This window comes from Asaia spathodeae NBRC 105894 (genome assembly GCF_025994195.1).
GTDB lineage: Bacteria > Pseudomonadota > Alphaproteobacteria > Acetobacterales > Acetobacteraceae > Asaia > Asaia siamensis.
Window position 1 is genome coordinate 1 of sequence record NZ_BAPY01000061.1, and the last position, 20,115, is coordinate 20,115.

General features: G+C 58.1%; 15 protein-coding genes and 2 pseudogenes. 5 read left to right on the forward strand and 12 right to left on the reverse strand.

Going from position 1 to position 20,115, the window contains the following annotated elements; genetic code table 11:
- Positions 1–137: 137 nt before the first annotated feature.
- From AA105894_RS13425 to AA105894_RS13435, 3 genes and pseudogenes are all read right to left on the reverse strand, one after another.
- A pseudogene (locus AA105894_RS13425) lies at positions 138–359 on the reverse strand (IS5/IS1182 family transposase); the annotation flags it as partial.
- A 353-nt stretch (positions 360–712) separates the two neighbouring features.
- Complete coding sequence (locus tag AA105894_RS13430) at positions 713–1,801, reverse strand: LLM class flavin-dependent oxidoreductase (protein WP_267312204.1); 1,089 nt, start codon at positions 1,799–1,801, stop codon at positions 713–715.
- A gap of 126 nt (positions 1,802–1,927) precedes the next feature.
- The gene (locus AA105894_RS13435; protein WP_267312205.1) at positions 1,928–4,354 is read right to left on the reverse strand and encodes a TonB-dependent receptor; all 2,427 of its coding nucleotides are present in this window, start codon (positions 4,352–4,354) and stop codon (positions 1,928–1,930) included.
- A 174-nt stretch (positions 4,355–4,528) separates the two neighbouring features.
- Here AA105894_RS13435 and AA105894_RS13440 point away from each other — a divergent pair, with 174 nt between their 5' ends.
- On the forward strand, positions 4,529–5,668 hold the full coding sequence (locus AA105894_RS13440) for an acyl-CoA dehydrogenase family protein (RefSeq protein WP_267312206.1): 1,140 nt from the start codon (positions 4,529–4,531) through the stop codon (positions 5,666–5,668).
- On the forward strand, positions 5,665–6,627 hold the full coding sequence (locus AA105894_RS13445) for an ABC transporter substrate-binding protein (protein ID WP_267312207.1): 963 nt from the start codon (positions 5,665–5,667) through the stop codon (positions 6,625–6,627). The genes AA105894_RS13440 and AA105894_RS13445 overlap by 4 nt, the downstream gene beginning before the upstream one ends.
- A 74-nt stretch (positions 6,628–6,701) precedes the next feature.
- Here the strand turns inward: AA105894_RS13445 and AA105894_RS13450 are convergent, their stop codons facing one another.
- From AA105894_RS13450 to AA105894_RS13470, 5 genes are read right to left on the reverse strand one after another with little or no spacing between them, the layout of a single operon-like run.
- Positions 6,702–8,291 carry a rhodanese-like domain-containing protein gene (locus tag AA105894_RS13450; protein WP_267312208.1) on the reverse strand — a complete coding sequence of 530 codons (1,590 nt, stop codon included), beginning with the start codon at positions 8,289–8,291 and terminating at the stop codon, positions 6,702–6,704.
- Positions 8,288–8,869 (reverse strand): cysteine dioxygenase family protein, encoded by a 582-nt coding sequence (locus tag AA105894_RS13455; RefSeq protein WP_267312209.1) that lies wholly within the window; start codon positions 8,867–8,869, stop codon positions 8,288–8,290. Before AA105894_RS13455 ends, AA105894_RS13450 begins: the two co-directional genes overlap by 4 nt.
- A gap of 8 nt (positions 8,870–8,877) precedes the next feature.
- Entirely contained in the window at positions 8,878–9,672 is a 795-nt protein-coding gene (locus tag AA105894_RS13460; protein ID WP_267312210.1) for a class II aldolase/adducin family protein, read from the reverse strand.
- Positions 9,673–9,688: 16 nt separating this feature from the next.
- Positions 9,689–10,705: an NAD(P)-dependent oxidoreductase gene (locus AA105894_RS13465; RefSeq protein ID WP_267312211.1), complete on the reverse strand. Its 1,017-nt coding sequence runs from the start codon at positions 10,703–10,705 to the stop codon at positions 9,689–9,691.
- Position 10,706: 1 nt separating this feature from the next.
- Positions 10,707–11,810 (reverse strand): LLM class flavin-dependent oxidoreductase, encoded by a 1,104-nt coding sequence (locus AA105894_RS13470; protein ID WP_267312212.1) that lies wholly within the window; start codon positions 11,808–11,810, stop codon positions 10,707–10,709.
- A 116-nt stretch (positions 11,811–11,926) separates the two neighbouring features.
- Here AA105894_RS13470 and AA105894_RS13475 point away from each other — a divergent pair, with 116 nt between their 5' ends.
- The 3 genes and pseudogenes from AA105894_RS13475 to AA105894_RS13485 all read left to right on the forward strand — a co-directional run bounded on the left by AA105894_RS13475 (position 11,927) and on the right by AA105894_RS13485 (position 14,596).
- On the forward strand, positions 11,927–12,835 hold the full coding sequence (locus AA105894_RS13475; protein ID WP_267312213.1) for a LysR substrate-binding domain-containing protein: 909 nt from the start codon (positions 11,927–11,929) through the stop codon (positions 12,833–12,835).
- A 109-nt stretch (positions 12,836–12,944) separates the two neighbouring features.
- Positions 12,945–13,661 carry a peroxiredoxin-like family protein gene (locus AA105894_RS13480; RefSeq protein WP_267312214.1) on the forward strand — a complete coding sequence of 239 codons (717 nt, stop codon included), beginning with the start codon at positions 12,945–12,947 and terminating at the stop codon, positions 13,659–13,661.
- A gap of 151 nt (positions 13,662–13,812) precedes the next feature.
- Positions 13,813–14,596 (forward strand): annotated as a pseudogene (locus AA105894_RS13485) (IS5 family transposase).
- 205 nt (positions 14,597–14,801) lie between these two features.
- Here AA105894_RS13485 and AA105894_RS13490 read toward each other — a convergent pair.
- From AA105894_RS13490 to AA105894_RS13505, 4 genes are read right to left on the reverse strand one after another with little or no spacing between them, the layout of a single operon-like run.
- Positions 14,802–15,437 (reverse strand): glutathione binding-like protein, encoded by a 636-nt coding sequence (locus tag AA105894_RS13490; protein WP_267312215.1) that lies wholly within the window; start codon positions 15,435–15,437, stop codon positions 14,802–14,804.
- Positions 15,438–15,465: 28 nt separating this feature from the next.
- Positions 15,466–16,278, reverse strand: coding sequence for a Cof-type HAD-IIB family hydrolase (locus AA105894_RS13495; protein ID WP_267312216.1), 813 nt, complete (start codon positions 16,276–16,278; stop codon positions 15,466–15,468).
- Positions 16,278–18,650, reverse strand: a complete 2,373-nt coding sequence (locus AA105894_RS13500) for a phosphoketolase family protein (protein ID WP_267312217.1) — start codon at positions 18,648–18,650, stop codon at positions 16,278–16,280. Before AA105894_RS13500 ends, AA105894_RS13495 begins: the two co-directional genes overlap by 1 nt.
- Positions 18,647–19,849, reverse strand: coding sequence for an acetate/propionate family kinase (locus AA105894_RS13505; protein ID WP_267312218.1), 1,203 nt, complete (start codon positions 19,847–19,849; stop codon positions 18,647–18,649). Before AA105894_RS13505 ends, AA105894_RS13500 begins: the two co-directional genes overlap by 4 nt.
- Between the last annotated feature and the right edge of the window lie 266 nt (positions 19,850–20,115).

Here is a 20,115-nt window from a genome sequence, read left to right on the forward strand (position 1 = left end):
ATTATTAAATTATATTATATATTTCTATTATGTTCCACATTATTTACAATCTATTTATTATAATGATAATTTAAAGTTTACCTTATCATACCAAGGGGTGTGCGGTATCGAAGTCTTTTGAGAGTCCGTCCCGAGACTCATTCAGAACGAGCGATACGCCGGATCAGGATGAGGAAGGCTGCGGCGTAGAGGAAGGCGGATGCGATTGTGGCCTTGGTATCCCTCCAGAAGCGACGGTTGGCCAAGGCGAAGAAGCGCTCGACCACCCGGCGTTTCGGCTGGACCACGAAGCCGACCTGATCGGGCATGCGCCGGACGATCTCTACAGCGATGCGGGTTGCGTTGGCGACGCGTGGTCCCTGAACCGGCGATTGAAACAACAGAGCTGCGTCTCATGCGGATGATCGTAGACAAGATACAATTTCGTCGAGCAGCCAAGCGCAAAATGCATCTTCATGTACGACATCTCCTGCATATGGCTCTGAATAGCCGGGCAGAAAATGGTGATCTTCCCCTGCAAAAACACGAGCGGGTCATGCGGAAATTGCGCTCACTAGGTGAATCTCAACGCTTCGTCTCTGTCTCTGTCTCTGAGACCAATCGTGATCTTGTCGCCCCGCCCGCCCCCATCCCCTCAGTCTTTTGCCAGCACGTCCGCCGGATCAGCTTTTCCTCAAGCTTCCGCCGACTTGCTTCAGGCAACGTAACGTCACTAACTGGCCTGCACCGACTGCAGCGCGTCATAGGCCGCGATCTTCTCCCGGACGACTGGCAGAAGGTCACGCCCATACAGTTCCGCATCGCCGAGGGGGTCAAACCCTCGGATGAGGAAATGATCGACGCCCAGACGATAATATTCGAGCATGGCTTCAGCTACCTGCTCAGGCGTACCGACCAACCCGGTAGAATTGCCAGCCGCCCCCGTCAATTGGGCGACGCCAGTCCAGAGCCTTTCATCCTGACGCAGAGCAGAAGCCGTTTCCAGAAGACGGCGTGAGCCATCATTAGGCGGCGCATGATCGCGGATCGGCAAGCCCTGGCGAATGCGGGCTTCGCGCACGCGCTCAACGATAGACGCGGCCTTGCGCCAGGCCTCTTCCTCGGTGGCGGCAATGACCGGTCTGAGCGACAGCGAAAACCCCGGCGAGCGTCGATAACGGGCAGCCGAGGCCCGGACTCGGGTAATCGTCTCCCGGGTGGCAGACAATGTTTCTCCCCAAGTTGCGTAGACATCGGCATGACGCCCCGCCACTTCGATGGCTTCCGGGGACGTTCCACCGAAAAATACGGGTAAATGCTCTGGCTTTATGGCGCTCTGCGCCTTGCGTATCCGGTAAAAACGTCCGTCATGATCGAAGGGCGCGTCAGCCTGCCATTCCTGACGAAGAACATCGAGATATTCATCACTGCGCGCATAACGTTCGGCTTTGGTCGTGCCGACATCGCCGTCACGGGCCATTTCCTCATCCGCGCCACCGGTGATGATATGAACGGCTACGCGCCCGTTGGAGAGTTGGTCAAGTGTCGCGAGCTGCCGCGCCGCCAGTGTAGGCTGCGTGAAGCCGGGGCGATGAGCCACGAGAAAACCAAGCCTTGTGGTAAGGGCGGCGCCATAAGCCGCCACGATCTGGCTCTCCGGCGTGTTGGAACCGAACGGGATGAGAACCCGATCAAATCCCCCTTCTTCCTGCACACGTAGGGCACTACGCACGTAATCGAGGTCGAGGGCACGGTTACGCGTGCCCTGATCAACCTCCGAACTGTTGTTGAACCCGATATATCCGATGAATTTGACCGACATGGATCCTGACTCCGCAAAAGGATGCGACGTCATCCGAGCGCCAATTCAACATCAGGACAAACGAGTTAGGGTGTTAAGCGACTTCAGTTTTTCCAATGAATGCAGGTTTTGACGCGTGATCCCTCATCAAAGACGAAATTCGACGGAACCGTAAATCGTGCGCGGATCGTTGAAAGCCGCCGCATAATAAACCGGCACGCCTCCCCCCTGCACGAAGCTGAGGGTCTGAGGATAGCGATGGTCCAGCAGATTTCGGCCGTTGACTGTCACCGTCCATCGGTGGTTGGCGCTCGTCCAGGCAGCAATTGCGTTGACATAGGTCTGGGCTGGCAGGCGCGTCTGTCCGTTGGTCAACGCATCGGTGAAGAGGCTCGATTGATAGGAAATATCTGCCCCGACCCGCCAGGCACCAGGCAGACGGGGCACCGAGAAGCGGTAACTCGTGCCTGCATGCATCTGAAAACGGGGCGAATAGGGCAGCGGGCCACCCGCGCGCGGCGTGCCGTTGAGCGTCTGCCCATTAGCCAGTCGTGTCTGGCTGAAAGTACCGGCGAAGCTGTCGAGCTGGGCAAACAGCCAGGATGCCGTGCCGTTGATCTCCCAGCCTTTCGTGACCTGCGCTGTTGTCTCGAACTCAGCGCCGACAGAGTGACCCTTGCCCGCATTGTAGCGTCTTGTCAGGCCTGAGGCAGGGTCCAGAGTGGTCACCTGGATATTCTGGAAATCGTTATAGAAGATATCGGCATTCGCGGTCAGGATACCGGGTATCGGTCTCGTCTTCGCACCGATTTCATAGGTGGTCAGAATTTCGGGTTTATAGGGCAAGAGGGCCTGCAACCTGCCGAGCGCGGTGGGCGTCTGTGCCCGATAGTCGAAACCACCGGATTTGCTCCCCTGGGAAATAGAAACGTAGGGCATGAGCCGCGATGTCGCCTGCCAGGTCAACGCCCCCTTTGGCAGAAGCTGCGTCCAGCTGCGGGTCACACCGGCGCTCCAGGCCTGCTGGCCCGGTGTCGCGGAATAGAGTGTCTGCAGATTATTGGCGACGCCTTGCGTAAAGGGAGACGCTGCAACGAGATAGGAAAGCTGCTCGGAGTTCGAGTGGTTTTCCCAGTTGAAGCGCAGCCCGGCCGTGGCCGTCAGCGTCGGGGTAAGGCGATAATGCGCCTCACCATAAACCGCCCAGTTGCGTGTAAGCTGATCGATCACGGCATAAACAGGCTGATATCGTATCAGCGCCGGATTATTGGTCTGTGTCCCTGCGGCGTTATTGGCCCGACGTTGCGTAAACCAGTCTTCGTAAAAGAAAAATGCGCCTGTGGTGAAGGAAAAGCGGCCATAATCGCCCTTGAGATGCACATCCTGCGAGTAGGCGCGGTCACGATAAGAGAGAAGCTGCGAAGCACGGATATAGGTGTCACCGAAATTGTCGTAATCTCCCTTCATGTCATAACCACGTATGCCGGTGGTGCCATGAAGCGTCAGATGGGAGTCGAGGATGTAATTGATGTTCCCTGTAAATCCGACCTCGTTGTAATTGTTTTTCGGATAGATGCGCGAATACAGACCATAGCGATAGGGGTTCAGCAGATTGCCGTAACCGCGATTGGTGCTGTTATCGATCGTGCCATCGAAAGCCAGGGTGATGTCGAGCCGTTCGTTGGGCGTAAATCGTAACTTTCCGCGTCCCTGGCTGTAATCGATATTATTCTCACCACGATTGAGCGTGTAATTGTGGTCGATGCTGCCACGACCATGATGGTTCAGCGCGATACTGGCATAAATCTTGTCCTTGAGCAGCGCACCGCTGGCAGCCACGCTCAGGCGATATTCATTATAAGAACCATAGCCCGCAAGCGCCGAAACATGGGTGCGGTTGGTCGGCACTTCCGTCGTGATACGCACGGCGCCCCCTTCGGCCTGATGGCCTTCCGTAAAACCAACCGGACCACGGCTGATGGCAATAGCCTCGATATCAAGCAGTTCCTGCATTGTGCCGAGTGTGCGTGGCAGATAGACGCCGTCGATATATGTCCCGACCGATGGCTCACCTTGGGGGTCCAGCTCTCCGATGCCGCGAATGAAGTAATTCGTAGCCGAATAACCGACCGAGGCACGCGGCTGGTAAAGATTGGGGGTCAGATTGCTGATCTGGCGCATATCGGTCACGCCCAGCGTGCGAAGCCTGTCACCTGTCAGCACGGAAATGGATTGCGCCGTCTTCTGCGCCTGATTGACCAGATGATCGGCACGCGACGGCGCGCTTACAACCAGCGTTTCACTTCCCGCAGGTAGGTGACTTCCCTGTTGCCGGGGTTTTACCGCAGCGGGTTTCCTGAGCGCAGCACCGGCCTTCCTGCGGGGCTGGTGCTTGTCATTGAGTGACGGCAGGCCAACCTGACTGCCGGGCTGGGTTCGCGTCGCTCCGTGAGCCGTCGCCGCAAGGCTGCAGACAAGTGCCGCAGAAGTGCTCGTGCAGAGCAGCAGACGAAACAGGGCTGTCTGTCCTTTCCGCGCAGAAGCAGGGGCGACGTGTCGTGCAAGCGGGGTCATCGAGGCTCTCCGAAATGATAGGCCTCGTATTTATTGTGCAACGATTGTATATTTCAACAAACAACAACATTCAATAGTGAAATATGACCCATGACTGTTCCTCATTTTGTTTTCCGAGGAGCGGTCCATAGAAAAGACCCGATACAGAGGTCCGGCCCAGAGGAAGAAAAACAGATGACGGTTTCCGCCCCCCTGCTCGAAACGCTCGCGTCGGCTTTCGCCCGTCGCGCAGCCACTCATGATCAGTCGGGAGAAATCTGCACCGCCAATCTGGCCGATCTGCGCGAGGCAGGGCTTCTGGCCCTGACGGTTCGGCCCGAATTTGGCGGAAAAGGCGCAGGGTTGCGTGATGTGACGCGTGTGATCTCCGCCATCGCGAAAGGAGACCCGTCAACGGCTCTGATTCTTTCGATGCAATATCTGCAGCATGCCGGTGCCGCATCGGCGCAATGGCCTGAAGCAACCGATCGGCTGATTTCTGAAGAAGCTGTCAGAACGGGGGCGCTTATCAACGCCCTGCGTGTCGAGCCAGCGCTTGGAACCCCGGCGCGAGGCGGTATCCCTGCAACCGTCCTGCGCCGTCAGAACGGATCATGGGTGCTCACGGGCAGCAAAATCTACTCGACCGGCTCAACCGCGCTGCGCTGGGGAATTGTCTGGGCAGCCACCGACGAGGCCCATCCCCGTGTCGGCCATGTTCTGGTTCCGCTCGACCAGGATGGCGTCTTGATTGAGCCGAGCTGGAACCATCTCGGCATGCGCGCCACCGGCAGCCATACGATCTCCTTCACGAATGTGTCTGTGCCTGATGAGCATCTGCTTGATCTACGCGCGCCCGACGACTGGAAAGGCCATGGAGACGATCTGGCCGCCTGGCATGGCGTGGTGATTGCCGCCCTTTATGACGGCGTGGCGAGAGCCGCTGTCGAGTGGTTTCACGGTTTCCTGCGCGATCGCACACCTGCCAATCTTGGCCAGAGTCTCGCCACGCTGCCGCGCTTTCATGAAATCGCGGGAGAAATCGAGGCCCTTCTGCTCAGTAACGAGGCCCTGATCGCGCATCAGATCGCCCGTCAGGAGCGGCGCGAAGCGACCGCGACAGAGGCCAATCTCACCAAACATATCGTAACCGAAAATGCGATCAGGGCCGTGGAGCGCTGCGTCGCCGCCATCGGCAACCCCGCCCTCACGAGGGATAACCCGCTCGAGCGCCATTACCGCAATGTTCTGTGTGCCCGTATCCATACACCCCAGGCCGATATCGCTCTCTCTGCCGCCGGTCGTGCGGCCCTGCAACAGGACAGACCCGTATGAAACTCTCCAGAAGAGCCCTGCTGGCCAGCATTCCCGCCGCGACACTCCTGCCACAGCGCAGCTTTGCTGATGATCTGTCGCGGGTAACCCTGCGCGTTGCGACGTTTCGTGGCGCCGATCAGACCCTGTTGCGAACGACGGGGCTTGATGACTTTCCTTACAAGGTCGTTTTCAGCGAATTTAATTCCGGCAATCTGATCGCCCGGGCGATAGATGCCGATGCGATCGATCTTGGTGCCTGGAGTGAGATCCCGATGGTGTTCGCGGCGTCGAGCGGTGCGCGTGTCGCAGTGGCAGCAACGCTTGAAGGGCCAACCACCAATCAGGCGGTTCTGGTTCCGACAAGATCGCCGCTCAAAAACTTCTGCGATCTGCGCGGCAAGCGCGTGGGCTACATCCGCTCGACCACCACGCAGTATTTTCTGCTCAAGATGCTGGCACGGCATAATATGACGCTGGCCGATATCACTCCTGTCGCCCTCGGCATGAGCGAGGGTCTGACGGCGTTGAAATCCGGCAGTCTCGACGCCTGGGCCACCTATGGCTATGCCATCGAAATTCTTGAGGCAGATAACAGCGCCCGTATCCTTGAAAGCGCAGAGGATATCCTGTCTGGCCATTACTTCATCGGCATCAATCCGCAGCATCTTGGCGATACAGGTTTCAAGACCGCCTCGGCCGATTACATCAATCGCCTAGGCAAGGCGTATTCGCAGCTCAATGCCGACAAACCCCGCTGGGCGCGCGCCGTCGCACCAGACGTGCATGTTCCCGAACCGCTCGTCCTCTCCTATCTCAATCACATGAACCGCGCCTATCACACGCGGCCATGGAAGCCATCTGATATCGCCACAGCATCAGAGGTCGCCCATACCCTCGGCGGCGCTGGCGCCCTGCCCCCCAACCCGAACCTCGCCTCGGTATTCACGCCAGCCTTGAGCTCTCTCCTGAACGGCTGACCCGCCCTCAGGCTGACGAAACAAAAACGCCAGCCCGACACAAATCGGACTGGCGTCAGTCTATCGCGACCGGGTCAGATCGGACCCAGCACCCGGAAATTATGCGTCCCATCGCGCTCAAGTTGCGCGATAAGACCGAACTCCCAGTCGAGATAGGCCTGCATCGCCGCAGAGCCGTTATCTGTGCCCTCATAAGGGCGCTTATAGACATCGTCGGTTGATGTCAGCGCGCGTGCTTCATCAAGTCCCGCCTCAAGGGTAAAACCCTCGGCACGCCAGGCCTCCGTACCGCCCTGCAACACACGCACATCAATGCCGAGGGCAGCAAGTTCGGGCGCGGCGAGCGCGGCCAGACGACCATCAGGAGAAGTCAGGACAATTCTCCTGATTTCCCGTGCCTTGAGCTGTGTTGCAAGCTCTGCCCGTGTCGCGAACACCGCGCCTGGGATATGCCCTTTCCGATAGATCGGGGTCGTCGCCAAATCGACGAGAAGAGGCTTTTGAGCCTCATCGGCATAGGATTGCGGCGAAACGGCGCGGATACTGGGAGACGAAAAGCCCGGCCAGACATCCGAGGCGCCAGCCTTGGTCGCCTGCTCGAGGTCTCCCCATTCGACCAGCACATAGACCTCGTTCCATCCGAGTTGACGCAGCCAGTGTCCGGCCATACGCGCCCTTACGCCGTCATCATCGCTCAACACGATCGTGCCGTGACGCACGGCAATCCACTCATCCGTCGCCTGTATAAGCTGACCACCCGGCGCAGAGGCAAAACCCTGAAGATGCCCCGCCGCATATTCCTCTGGCAAACGCACATCCAGACGATAAAGCGTGCGCGTTCTGTCCGCCTGCAACGCCAGAAATTCTGCTGGCGTGAGCGTTCTGACACCGGTCGCTTCAGCCAGTTCTTCAGCCCGCTTACGGGCCAGAGCCACATGATCTGCGCTTGCCGGAGCGCCTGCTGCATGCTGGCCGCGCGCAACATCGAAACCGGCGAGAGTCCAGCCGATCGTTCCATTACGCAAGGCATAGACCGGGTTCGGCAGGGCCGCATTGACGAGCGATTGCGCGCCTATGATCGACCGTGTGCGCCCGGCACAATTGACCACGATGGTGGTATCAGGAGACGGCGCATTATCGCGTGCCCTGTATGCGAGATCTCCACCCGGAACGCTGCGTCCGCCGGGAATGGACATGACTTCATATTCGCTGAAACGCCGCGCATCGAGAATTACGATATTCTCGCCCTCTGCGATGCGCTTCTCCAGCTCTTCTGCAGGAAGTGAGGGCGTCTGACGTTCATGCTCGACAAGCTCGCCAAAAGCCTTGGACGGCACGTTCACGTCAATGAAGATCTCGCCGCCACTCTCACGCCACCCAGCGAGGCCGCCTTCAAGCGACGCAACATTGCCATAGCCCAGCGCCGCAAGAAGCGGCAGAGCTCGAGCGACGTAGCCTTCTCCATCATCATAGACCGCGATCGGCGCATCGCCCCTCGGTACGAGGCGATTGATATCAAGATCGAGCCTGCTGAGTGGAATACTGACCGCAAAAAGCGGATGAGCGCGTGAAAACGGCCCCTCCTCGCGCAGATCGATCAGCGCGATTTCGCGCCCCTCGCGCAAGGATGCCCGCACAAGCTCGGACGATATGGTTCTGGTCATTTCGTTAGATCCCATAGATTGGGCACAACATCGGACGAGTAGCCGGAGATGAAAATTTTCTCCTGCCCGGTCTCGATGTCATAGGTGGCGCGCGCGACAGCGCCGATATTGGCACCGTAAACATGGATGGAGAGCGAGGTCTCATCAGCAAGCGCGTTCGAGACGCGATGATAATCGCGCTCGCCAGGGCGCAGGAGTCCGACATGGCCGGGCTCGAGGATCTCTTCCCCTTCCAGCACGAAACCTGCCCTGGTGCGGGCGTAGCTTTCCTCCCGCTCACGACCACGCAGAATGCCGATCAGACCCCAGACACGATGGTCGTGCAAGGGCGTGGTCTGACCCGGCCCCCAGACGAAACTCACCACCGAAAACCGACCGTAGGGATCAGCGTGGAGCAGATACTGGCTATAGCGTTCGGGGTCAGGACGGGCGAACTGCTCCGGCAACCAGCGATCATGCGCGATCAGACTGCGCAGAAGCACTGCCCCCTGGTCGAGAATACGCTCCTGTCCCTCATTGCGATCAATGAGGGCCGTAAACGCCTCCACAAAGTCCCGCAAAGGGGTGATGCTTGCCATGGAAGTGCTCAATCCAGAAGTTCGGGCTCTGCCGCCGTAATCCAGTCCCAAAGAGGCTGGAAGGAATAATATCCACCCTGATGCGTGCCGACCTGGCTCGCTGTCAGACGGGCGATATCGGGAGCGATAGGTCGCGTTTCCCCCGCCGCCTGGGCGAGCAGCTGTGTCTGGGCGGCATTATCCATGGCGAGAAACCACCATGCGGCTGCTTCGACAGTCGGTCCGACGGTCAAAAGGCCGTGGTTCTGCAAAATGAGCGCCTTTCGCTGGCCAAGAGTACGCGCAAGACGATCGCCCTCATCATCATTCAGAACGACGCCTGAAAAAGGGTCGAAAACCGCGTGATCTTCATAAAAGGCGCAGGCATCCTGCGTCAGTGGGGCAAGTTCGATCCCGAGTGTGGAAAATGCCTTGCCATAGGTCGAGTGTGTATGCGCAGCAGCGATCACATCAGGCCGTTCGCGGTGAATGGCCGAGTGAATGGTAAAGCCCGCCTGATTGATCGGTTTGTCTCCGATCAGGATATTCCCTTCATGATCGACCAGCTGAAGGTCCGAAGCCTTGATCTGCGAGAAATGAACCGAAAGCGGATTGATCCAGAACCGATCCGGAAATTCAGGATCGCGCGCCGTCACATGCCCGGCCAGCCCCTGATCGAAACCATATCGGCCAAACAGCCGGAACGTCGCTGCAAGCCGTTGCTTGCGGTGCAGCCGCTCCTCCTCAAAGCTCTGTGGCTCAGGGCGAGGCCTGAGACGGATAGCGCGGGCAGGTGCTGTCTTTTCGGGAGCAAGAACACTCATAGTCAGGACTTTCAGATTAGACGCGTAACGGATCTGCGATTTTCGACGCGCTCTCGATACGGTTCACAAGAGACTCGCCGACGAGAAAATTTTGGATGTTTCCGGCAATCAGGGCTGCGAGCCGTTCACGCCCCTGCCCTCCAGACCAGGCAATATGCGGTGTGAGACGGATAGCGGGATGGCTGTAGAAAGCATGTCCGGCCGGGAGTGGCTCGGGTTCGGTCACATCCAGTGTTGCCAGACGCACGATTCCGCTCGCGAGCGCCTCGATAAGGGCTTCCTGATCAATCAGCCCCCCTCTGGCGACATTGATCAGATGGAGGCCAGGCTTCGCGTGGGACAAGGCGCGCCGGTCAACGCAATGCCGCGTTTCGTCATCGAGCGGCAGGGCCAGCACCACGATGTCGCTGGCAGCAAGCAGATCGGGCAGACTGTCCACCGAGGCGATACCGGGCAATTCAGCCTGACGTGACTTTCGGCAGACACGCAATTCTAGGCCGAAGGCTTCCGCACGCCTTGCGACAGCACCCCCTATGGCGCCGAACCCGGCCAGCCCCAATACCTTCCCATCCAGCGTGCCGAGCGGTTTGAGTGCATCCGCAGACGCGTAGTCCTCGGGTCCATGGGCATGGCGCGAAGAGAGATTTTTCACGTCATCAAGGATTGCTGCCATAACATAATCGGCAATCGCTTCGGCCGTCACACCGCGACCCGTCGTGACTTCTGGAACATCGAAAAGCCAGGCGGGAAAGCCGTCGATCCCTGATGAGGCGATCTGGACCCATTCGAGATTGAATGGCCATCCTTCGGGTGGCGTGGCGGGCGCCTGACGCCATGCAGCTGAAGGGCCTGTCACGAGAATGGTCGCATCACCCACCTGCCAGGGCGCTTCCTCCCGAGACGCTGAAAGGAACACTGCCCGAGAAAGGAGGCCGACGGCGTCGGTCAGATCGAGGCCGATCTGGTTGAGAACCCGTATCGGCTTCACCTCAAGGGCCTCTCCTGGCGAAACACGTTCCAGAACCTGGCTCATCTTACGCGGCCTTGCTGGCGGAAATCTGTGCCGCCTGGGCCTCTTCACGGGCGATCAACGCCTTGACGCGCGGTATGAGATCGCTGCCGTAGGAAAGCGCATCGGGCAAGGGATCAAAGCCGCGTATCAGAAACGTGGAAATGCCCAGACGGTGGTAATCGAGCAGCGCGTCAGCCACCTGATCTGGAGTGCCTACAAGCGAGGTTGAGTTCCCCTTCGCCCCTGTCAGGGCCGCGATGCCGGTCCAAAGGCGCTTGTCGGCGCGATGGTTGTCACCTGCTGCGGCCAGAAGACGGCGCGAACCCTCTGCATGAATATGAGCCTCTCTGCCGAAGCCTGTTCTGCTCAGAAGAGCCTGCGCTCTCGCCAGAATACCCTCGGCCTTAGCCCAGGCGCCATCTTCGGTTTCGGCAAGTATGGGCCTGAGAGAAAGCGAAAACCGGGGGGAGCGGCCATAGGGTGCCGCCGCCGCCCTGACCCTTGCAACAGTCTCGGCAACTTGGGCATAGCTTTCTCCCCAAAGCGCATAGACGTCAGCGTGCTTCCCCGCCACTTCTATGGCCTCGGGAGAAGAGCCGCCAAAATAGACCGGTATTCCGGCGGCGTTTCGGGGCCTTATCTGTGAGCGGCCGCCAGCGACACGATAAAACCGGCCGTCATAATCGAACGGCTCTTCCGAGCCCCATTCGAGACGTACGATGTCGAGATATTCCCGGGTACGGGCGTAGCGTTCCGATTTTGTTGTAAAATCGCCATCTGCCTGAAACTCGATATCGCTCGCCCCTGTGATGATATGAGGGGCGACACGCCCGTTCGAGAGGTGGTCGAGCGTCGCGAACTGACGCGCCGCAAGAGTGGGAGCAATAAAGCCTGGCCTGTGGGCGATCAGCAGGCCAAGCTTCGGCGCAATAGCCTGGGCATGGGCCGCTACCGTGAAGCTGTCGGGCGAGTCCGAATGCAGCGCGAAAAGCGCACGATCAAAACCGGCGCTTTCGTGAATCTTGGCTGCGGTCTCGACATAAAGCGGGTCGAAACTTGCGCCGGTGGGCGCGATGGTTTCCGACGCGTTGCGATTGCCGACAAAGCCTATGAACTCGACAGCCATCCTGCTTCTCCCATTTACCGAATCTGTGTCGTGGTAATCCTATTTCACATTGAGTTTTCCGATCATTCAACGCAATAATATTAAATAGACAGTTTTATATCGTTAAACGAGGCTCCATGTCAGAAGCTCCCGCCCCCACCCCGCAGCGTCAGCCAAGGCGCATGGCGACCAATATGCCGACAGAACTCGTCCGGTCTTTCGTGGCGATCGTCGATGCCGGCTCCATGGCACAGGCGACGGAAGCGATTTTTCTGACTCAGTCAGCGCTCAGCCTTCAGATGAAACGTCTGGAAGACCTGCTGCAGCAGAAACTCTTTCGTCGCGATGGCCGGGCTCTGACACTGACAGCCGCAGGAGAGGATCTTCTCGTCAGGGCGCGACAGTTTCTCGCCTTGAACGATCAGATCGTTCAATCAATGGGTCAGGGCTTTGACCCGGAGCCGATCCATCTGGGCATGACACAGGACTACGCCGACACCATCCTCCCTGGGGTTCTCGCGCGGTTTCACCATGCTCATCCGCGAGCCCGGCTGCGTCTGCATGTCGGGGGCACCATGGATCTGCTCGATCTGTACGACCGCAGCAAGCTCGATGTCGTGCTCGGTTTCGGCCGCCATGCTGAACGTGGCGATGCTGAACTGGTCGAGGTCGCCCAGACCCGCATGATCTGGCTCGGCAATCAGACACATGCGGATTCCGGTGAAGTGCCTCTGGTCCTGCTCGAACCGCCCTGCCAGTTCCGTAACGCTGTTCTCACCACGTTGCAGAATGCGGGCCGTGAGCACCGCATCCTGCTTGAGACGCCCCATCTTCCCGGCCTGAGGGCAGCCCTGAAGAGTGGGCTCGGTGCCAGTGCGCGGACAACCGGCTACGCCGCGGCTGCGGGGTTGCCTGTCATGACTTCCGGTAGCCTGCCCAACCTGCCGGACCTTCCTACAATATTGTTCAAACGGCGCGGTATTTCGGAAGCAGCCGATGACCTTGCCGAATTGCTGGTGCAGGAAACCCGGGATAATCAGGAATGAAGCGCTCATGAGAAACGTCAAACTGGAGGTTGAGCGAAACTCTGTTGGGATTTCGCGAAGCGTCTGACACCGTAGGGGGAAATAGCAGCCATCTCAGGAGCATGATCTCATGGGCGATTTCCCCGCAGCCCTCGATGCAACAGACCGGAAGACCCCCTCTCTGTCAGAACGGTTCGAGGCCCTCGAACGCGAGCGGGAACAATCCTGGCCCGCAGAGGCTCTGGCGATCAATCGCAATCAGCGCGCGCTCCTTGTTCGCGAGCATGATCTTTCATCAAGACCTGGCGTTGGGGATCGCTTTCCTGACGCCTTGCTGACCGGGTTGGACGGCACGCAACTGACGTATCCTCAGGCGGATGGCAAACCATCAGTCCTTATATTTTTCCGTTTTGCCGGATGCCCGGCCTGCAATATCGCCTTGCCCTATTACCGCGATCATCTGTTTCCGGAACTCAGGCGCCTCGACGTTGAGCTGATCGCAATATCCCCCCAGCCGCCCCAGCTTCTCCGCGCGATTAGCGAGGCGCATCAATTGCCATTTGCCGTCGTGACGGATGAAGGCCTCGAGCTGTCACGCAAGCTCGGCATCACTTACGAATACGACGAACCATCCCGTCAGGCCGCAATCGAAAAAGGCATCGACCCTCGAAGCCTCAACGGAATGGACAGATGGGAACTCCCTAAACCGGCGATATACGTCCTGGATCGTAAAAAGCATATCATCTTCCGCGACGTATCACCCGACTGGATGCAGCGAACGGATTTCGGACCGATTGTGGAAGCTTCAAAAAAGATAACTGACGTCGAAGATCTTTGGAAGGGATGATAATCGTAGAGATGATATTGCTCGAATAGATCCGCTCACTTTGTTTCTCGCAGAGTTAAAAAGGTGTCTTTGGCAAGTTGTGACGGGTGGGGCATTTACGCCCTCTCAGAGCCTGTTTGGAAATTTGGAGCGGATGTGATTCAAGCTCTGGATGTGGACACCGGAGCAGAGGGCGCGAATGGCCGGGATTGCCCGCAAGACGAAGCGCTATCCGTCGGACATGACGGACGAGGAATGGGAGCGGATCGCGCCGCTGATGCCCGAACCGGGGCGCATAGGCCGTCCACGCGAGATCGAATTTCGCGAGGTGATCAATGCGGTGCGCTACCTGGTTCGCTCGGGCTGTGGCTGGCGGATGTTGCCGATCCATTTCGGCCACTGGCGCACGGTCTATGGCTGGTTTCGAGAGCTGGCCCGGCGGTTTCGGTTTCAGACTATTCATGACGTCGAACTGATGCTCGATCGGGAGCGGTCAGCTCGCGAGACGAGCCCGACCGCCGGGATGATCGACAGCCAGAGCATCAAGGCACCGCATGCGCAAACAAGAGGTTATGACACCGGCAAGAAGGTCGTCGGGCGTAAGCGGCATATTGCCGTGGATACAGACGGACGTTTGCTGATGGTCAATCTGACCCCGGCCGACATCTCCGACAGCGCGGGCGCGCAGATGATCCTGGATGCAATCTGCAAGCGCTGGCCCTGGGTGAGGCATTTGTTCGCCGACGGGGCTTACGGGCGGCTCAAGTTGATGGACAAGGCGGCTTATCTGGACTTCATCGTCGAAGTCATCCGACGCCGGGATGGAGCGGACCTTTGGCTGGATGAGCCGCTGGCGACGTCTCGTGCGTAACTATGAGCGTCGTATCGACGTCTCACAGGCCATGATCCTCGTCGCCATGGGCGCCAGTCTCACACGCAGAAATGCCCATCCGTGAGTTTCCAAACAGGCTCTAAGCGCCGCAACAGAAAATGGTCTGTGCGACAATTAGCGATAGCCGTCACCGTCTGGCCTCGCTCTGCCATAAGGGAAAACGTCGTGGTTGATTGGCGCAGTGTCGAACGCCTCAATCCGGTCATAGATCCGGAAAGGAGTCGATCACAGACTGGAGGCTATAACAGCCCCCAGCCTGCAGTCCTGACTTAGCGCTTCACTTCCTCAGCTTTTGCAAGGGCACGCTGTGTTGCGGGACGGCTTTCTATTGCGTCACGCCATGCCTTGATCATGGGGAAAGAGTCGAGATCAATGCCCTGTTCTTTCCAGGTGCGCGTCCAGGGATAGGTCGCCATATCGGCAATGCCATATTCTTCCCCACTGACGAATGGCTGCGCTTTCAGTCGCGTCTCAAGCACCCCGTACAGGCGTTTCGTCTCATCCTGGTAGCGCTTGATCGCGTAGGGGATTTTTTCTGGAGCATAGAGGGCGAAGTGATGGTTCTGGCCTAGCATCGGCCCGAAGCCTCCCATCTGCCAGAACAACCATTCGAGCGTTGCAATCTTCTTGCGAGGGTCAGACGAGAGAAAACGCCCCGTCTTCTCCGCAAGGTAGAGCAGGATTTCCCCTGACTCGAAAACACTCAGCGGCGCACCGCCATCCGCTGGCTCATGATCGACGATAGCCGGCATCTTGTTGTTTGGAGAGATCCTGAGAAAATCGGGCTCGAACTGGTCACCCTTGCCGATATCCACCGGGATAATCCGGTAATCGAGACCGGCCTCCTCAAGAAACAGCGTAATCTTGTGGCCATTGGGGGTCGGCCAATAATAGAGATCAATCACTGGGCACTATCCTGTTCTGTGAGACCGATCAGGCGGTAACGTCTCCGAGCACATAGCGTTCGAGGCCAATCGCAAATCCTTCATCCTCACAGGACGTGGTGACATGGGTTGCAGCAGCCTTGACCGTGTCATTGGCCTGCCCCATGGCGATCGACATACCGCTCTTTGCAAACATCAGCATATCATTGGGCTGGTCGCCGATCGTCACCATTGCTGATGCGGGGATGTCGAGCAGGGTCTCAAGAGTGGTAACAACCCCTCCTTTGTTGGCGTCACGATTGGTGACATCCACATAATAGGGCTGCGAACACGCCGCTGAGGCTGTTTTTCCGAGAGCTTCCTGCAGATCCTTTTCGAGTTTCTGCATTAGCTTGAGATCGTCACTGACCCCGGTGATTTTCACCACATCGTCGAGATGCCTTGAGACATCATCGACGCGCGGGGCGAATTTGACTGTCCACTCCTCACACGACACATGAGGGGCATCCCAGTCGCTCACGAACCAGTCATGACTGGTGTAGATCCAGGGGTCGGCCCCATGATCACGAATGATCTTGAGAACCGTATCCACCTGGGCATGAGTCAGGCGCTTGGTGTCGATGACGCTCCAGTCCGGATGGACCAGAACGCCACCATTGAAACCGGCGATCGGCAATTCGAGCGCCAAAGGTTCAATCAGCATCGCCATGCCACGAGGGGGGCGACCGCTCGTAATGGCAAATCCTATACCCCGATCTCTCAGGGCATGGACGGCGCGGATGGCGCGTGGCGTCAGGATCTTGTCCTGAGTAACCAGCGTGCCGTCCACATCGGCGAGGACGAGTTGAACCGTTTCCGACATCAGCCCCTGTTCCCCTGCCACTTCCAGTTCAGGATTTCGGGCATGTCCTGACCGTACTGGGCGATATAACGCTTATGCTCGACGAGCTTGTCGTTGATCATCTGCGTGACATAGGCAGCATGACCCGAGAGCGACGGCACACGGCGCACGGCGTTCAGGATGATGTGATAACGATCAAGATTGTTACGCACAGTCATGTCAAACGGCGTGGTTGTGGTGCCTTCCTCGCGGAAACCATGCACATGGAAGTTTGCACGATTGCTGCGACGATAGATCAGGCGATGCACAAGCTGCGGATAGCCGTGGAACGCGAACAGTACCGGCTTGTCCTTGGTGAACAGATTGTCGAACATGACATCGTCCAGGCCATGAGGATGCTCGCTGGGCGACTGCAGGGTCATCAGATCAACCACGTTCACAAAGCGCACCTTGAGGTCAGGTGTGTGTTCACGCAGAAGCTGAACGGCTGCCAGCGCCTCAACCGTCGGGACGTCACCAGCAGAAGCGATCACGAGGTCGGGCTCATAACCCTTGTCGTTGCTCGCCCACTGCCAGATACCGATACCCTGGCTGCAATGCGCAATGGCTGAGTCCATATCGAGCCACTGGTGCTCCGGCTGCTTGCCGGCCACGATGACATTGATGCGGTCCCAGCTCTCAAGGCAGTGCTTGGCCACATACAGCAGGGTGTTTGCATCGGGCGGCAGATACACGCGGGCGATATCGGCCTTCTTGTTCACCACATGATCCATGAATCCCGGATCCTGATGGCTGAAGCCGTTATGATCCTGACGCCAGACATGTGAAGTCAGCAGGTAGTTTAGCGAGGCAATCGGGCGTCGCCACTGAACCTCTTTCGCCGATTTGATCCATTTCGCATGCTGGTTGACCATGGAGTCCACCAGATGGACGAAGGCCTCGTAGCACGAGAAGAAGCCATGGCGACCGGTCAGAAGATAGCCTTCCAGCCAGCCCTGAATGGTGTGCTCGCTGAGAATTTCCATGACCAGACCATCGGGAGCAAGATGATCGTCGTAAGAACGCGTCTCTGCGGTCCAGGCGCGGTTGGTCACTTCAAGCACGTCATTCAGACGGTTCGAATTGTTCTCATCAGGCGACAGCACGCGGAAATTGCGGCTCTCGAGATTCATGCGCATCACGTCGCGCAGCCACGAGCCGAGAATACGGGTGCTTTCAGCCTGAACAGCGCCCGGTGACGGCACAGTCAGGGCGTGACCTTCGATATCCGGCATACGCAGCGGACGGCGCAGCTGGCCACCATTGGCATGAGGATTGTCGCTCATGCGCAGCGTGCCCTCAGGCGCAAGCGCTGCGATTTCAGCGTGCAGACGACCATTCTCGTCGAAAAGCGTCTCAGGCTTGTAGCTGCGCATCCAGTCTTCGAGGATTTTCAGATGGCCCGGCTTCTCAATGTCGGTCAGCGGCACCTGATGCGAGCGCCAGTAGCCTTCGCAACGCTGCCCGTCGACTTCCTTCGGACCCGTCCAGCCCTTGGGGGTGCGCATGATGATCATCGGCCAGGTGGGACGCTCGGCCGAGTTTTCGGAACGTGCGCGCTTCTGGATTTCCGCAATCTTGTCGAAGCACTCGTCCATGGCGTTCGCCATCGCCTGATGCACGACGTCAGGGTCGCTGCCCTTCACGATGATCGGCTCGTAGCCGTAGCCACGGAACAGATCGAGCAGCTCGGTTTCCGGGATACGTGCCAGAACCGTCGGATTGGCGATCTTGTAGCCATTCAGATGCAGGATCGGCAGAACGGCGCCATCATTGCGCGGATCAAGGAACTTGTTGCTGTGCCAGGAGGTCGCAAGCGGCCCCGTCTCGGCTTCACCGTCGCCGACGACACAGGCAACGATCAGATCAGGGTTATCAAGCACCGCACCGTAGGCGTGGGAAACCGAATAGCCGAGTTCACCGCCCTCATGGATCGAACCGGGTGTGGTCGCCGCCACATGGCTCGGAATACCACCGGGGAACGAGAACTGCTTGACCAGACGACCAAGGCCCTCGACATCCTGCGAAACTTCCGGGAAGTACTCGCTATAGGTGCCTTCGAGATAGGTTGCCGCAACAACGCCAGGAGCCCCGTGGCCGGGACCTGCGATGAAGAGCACGCTCTTCTGGCGCTCCTTGATGATGCGGTTAAGATGCAGATAAAGCAGCGTCAGACCAGGCGTCGTGCCGAAATGGCCGAGCAGGCGTGGCTTCACATGCTCGATCTTGAGCGGATCACGCAGGAGCGGGTTGTCCAGAAGATAGATCTGGGCCACCGAGAGATAGTTTGCAGCCTGCCACCACTTGTCGAAAAGAGCGAGCTGCGCTGTTGAAAGCGGACCTTTTTCGGTCATGACTTGTGACTTCCTTCCATTATTCTTTTTGTTTGGCGAAAGATTGTTGTTTCCTCATCCGCAGGAACAACCAGCACCATGACCCGTCCCGATCGTTGGCTGATCCTGGGACGGCCTGCAAGGTTCGCGTCTTCGCAGAGCTGAACGTCGAGCCATTTGAGTCTCTGACACACAGCACGCCGGAAAGCGGCGTCGTGCTGTCCGATACCGCCCGTAAAGACGATGGCATCGACCCCGCCCATCTGGGCGATCAGGCCACCTGCCTGCTGCACGAAACGCTCGACAAACATATCGAGCGCAAGCTGCACATTCTCGTCGGCGTCGTTTTCGCGCAGGACACGCATATCGCTTGAAAGCCCGGAAACGCCGCGCAGTCCGGACTTGTAATAGAGCGTGTCCTGAACCTCCTTCGGCGTCATGTTCTTCTGTTGCAGAAGATAGAGAATGGCGCCGGGATCGATGGTTCCGCAACGCGTTCCCATCATCAGGCCATCCAGAACCGTCAGCCCCATGGTCGTCGCAGTGCTGCGCCCATGAACAAGGGCACAAAGGCTGGCACCGTTACCGATATGGGCAACGAGAACGCATTTATGCGCGATGGTGGGGAAACGCGCCTCAAGCTCACTCGCTATGAAATCATAGGAAAGCCCGTGAAATCCATAGACGCGCGCCCCCCCGTCGAGCAGTTCTGCCGGGAGAGGAAGACGCGTGCGCACTGTCGGGATCGTGTGATGGAATGACGTATCGAAACACGCCACCTGCAGCAGGTCGGGCTTCTGCTCCATCAGCAGGCGCATCGGAGCAATGCTGGGAGGCTGATGAAGGGGGGCGAGAGGTACAAGAGCCTCAAGTTGCCCGATCACCTCCTGATCGACACGGGTAGGACCTTCGAAATGGGGTCCGCCATGGACCACACGGTGGCCGACTGCCGCAATACTTGAACCGCTATCATGATTTTCGACGAAGTTCAGAACATGTCGGATCATCTGACCATGGGCATCGGTCTGGTTATCGCCAGATTCGATCACCATGCGTTTGCTGACACCGTCGGGCGTACGCGACGTCAAGATGGCGCCCCCGGGCTGGTATTCGACCAACCCCGAGAGCAATCGCTCGGTCGCACTCGCTTCGTCGAACAGAGCAAACTTGATGCTCGATGAGCCCGAGTTGAGCGTAAGAATGGTTCTGCTGTGAGACACGTACCGTCCTCGAAATACCCGGCGCTATTGCCGACATTCGAGTGTTAAACCGCGTGATCTATCGCCGGTTCAAACATAACATGTCCGTAATAGGGCACCCTATTTACCCTAATTAGCAATTTTCCCATGTATTTCCGAGCGTTAGATCAGAAATCCGGCATTTTTCTACACGGAGTTGTGACAATAGAGCGTCACGGCTAATCAGAAATGGGAACGCCGCAGCCCACTATATGATCAGCGCTGAAATACCTGCTTTACAATTTGCC

Excerpts from the sequence above, each read along its gene's own strand:
- AA105894_RS13430 (WP_267312204.1), bottom strand. The coding sequence starts at position 1,801 with ATGTCGGTCAAATTCATCGGATATATCGGGTTCAACAACAGTTCGGAG.
- AA105894_RS13435 (WP_267312205.1), bottom strand. The coding sequence starts at position 4,354 with ATGACCCCGCTTGCACGACACGTCGCCCCTGCTTCTGCGCGGAAAGGA.
- AA105894_RS13440 (WP_267312206.1), top strand. The coding sequence starts at position 4,529 with ATGACGGTTTCCGCCCCCCTGCTCGAAACGCTCGCGTCGGCTTTCGCC.
- AA105894_RS13445 (WP_267312207.1), top strand. The coding sequence starts at position 5,665 with ATGAAACTCTCCAGAAGAGCCCTGCTGGCCAGCATTCCCGCCGCGACA.
- AA105894_RS13450 (WP_267312208.1), bottom strand. The coding sequence starts at position 8,291 with ATGACCAGAACCATATCGTCCGAGCTTGTGCGGGCATCCTTGCGCGAG.
- AA105894_RS13455 (WP_267312209.1), bottom strand. The coding sequence starts at position 8,869 with ATGGCAAGCATCACCCCTTTGCGGGACTTTGTGGAGGCGTTTACGGCC.
- AA105894_RS13460 (WP_267312210.1), bottom strand. The coding sequence starts at position 9,672 with ATGAGTGTTCTTGCTCCCGAAAAGACAGCACCTGCCCGCGCTATCCGT.
- AA105894_RS13465 (WP_267312211.1), bottom strand. The coding sequence starts at position 10,705 with ATGAGCCAGGTTCTGGAACGTGTTTCGCCAGGAGAGGCCCTTGAGGTG.
- AA105894_RS13470 (WP_267312212.1), bottom strand. The coding sequence starts at position 11,810 with ATGGCTGTCGAGTTCATAGGCTTTGTCGGCAATCGCAACGCGTCGGAA.
- AA105894_RS13475 (WP_267312213.1), top strand. The coding sequence starts at position 11,927 with ATGTCAGAAGCTCCCGCCCCCACCCCGCAGCGTCAGCCAAGGCGCATG.
- AA105894_RS13480 (WP_267312214.1), top strand. The coding sequence starts at position 12,945 with ATGGGCGATTTCCCCGCAGCCCTCGATGCAACAGACCGGAAGACCCCC.
- AA105894_RS13495 (WP_267312216.1), bottom strand. The coding sequence starts at position 16,278 with ATGTCGGAAACGGTTCAACTCGTCCTCGCCGATGTGGACGGCACGCTG.
- AA105894_RS13500 (WP_267312217.1), bottom strand. The coding sequence starts at position 18,650 with ATGACCGAAAAAGGTCCGCTTTCAACAGCGCAGCTCGCTCTTTTCGAC.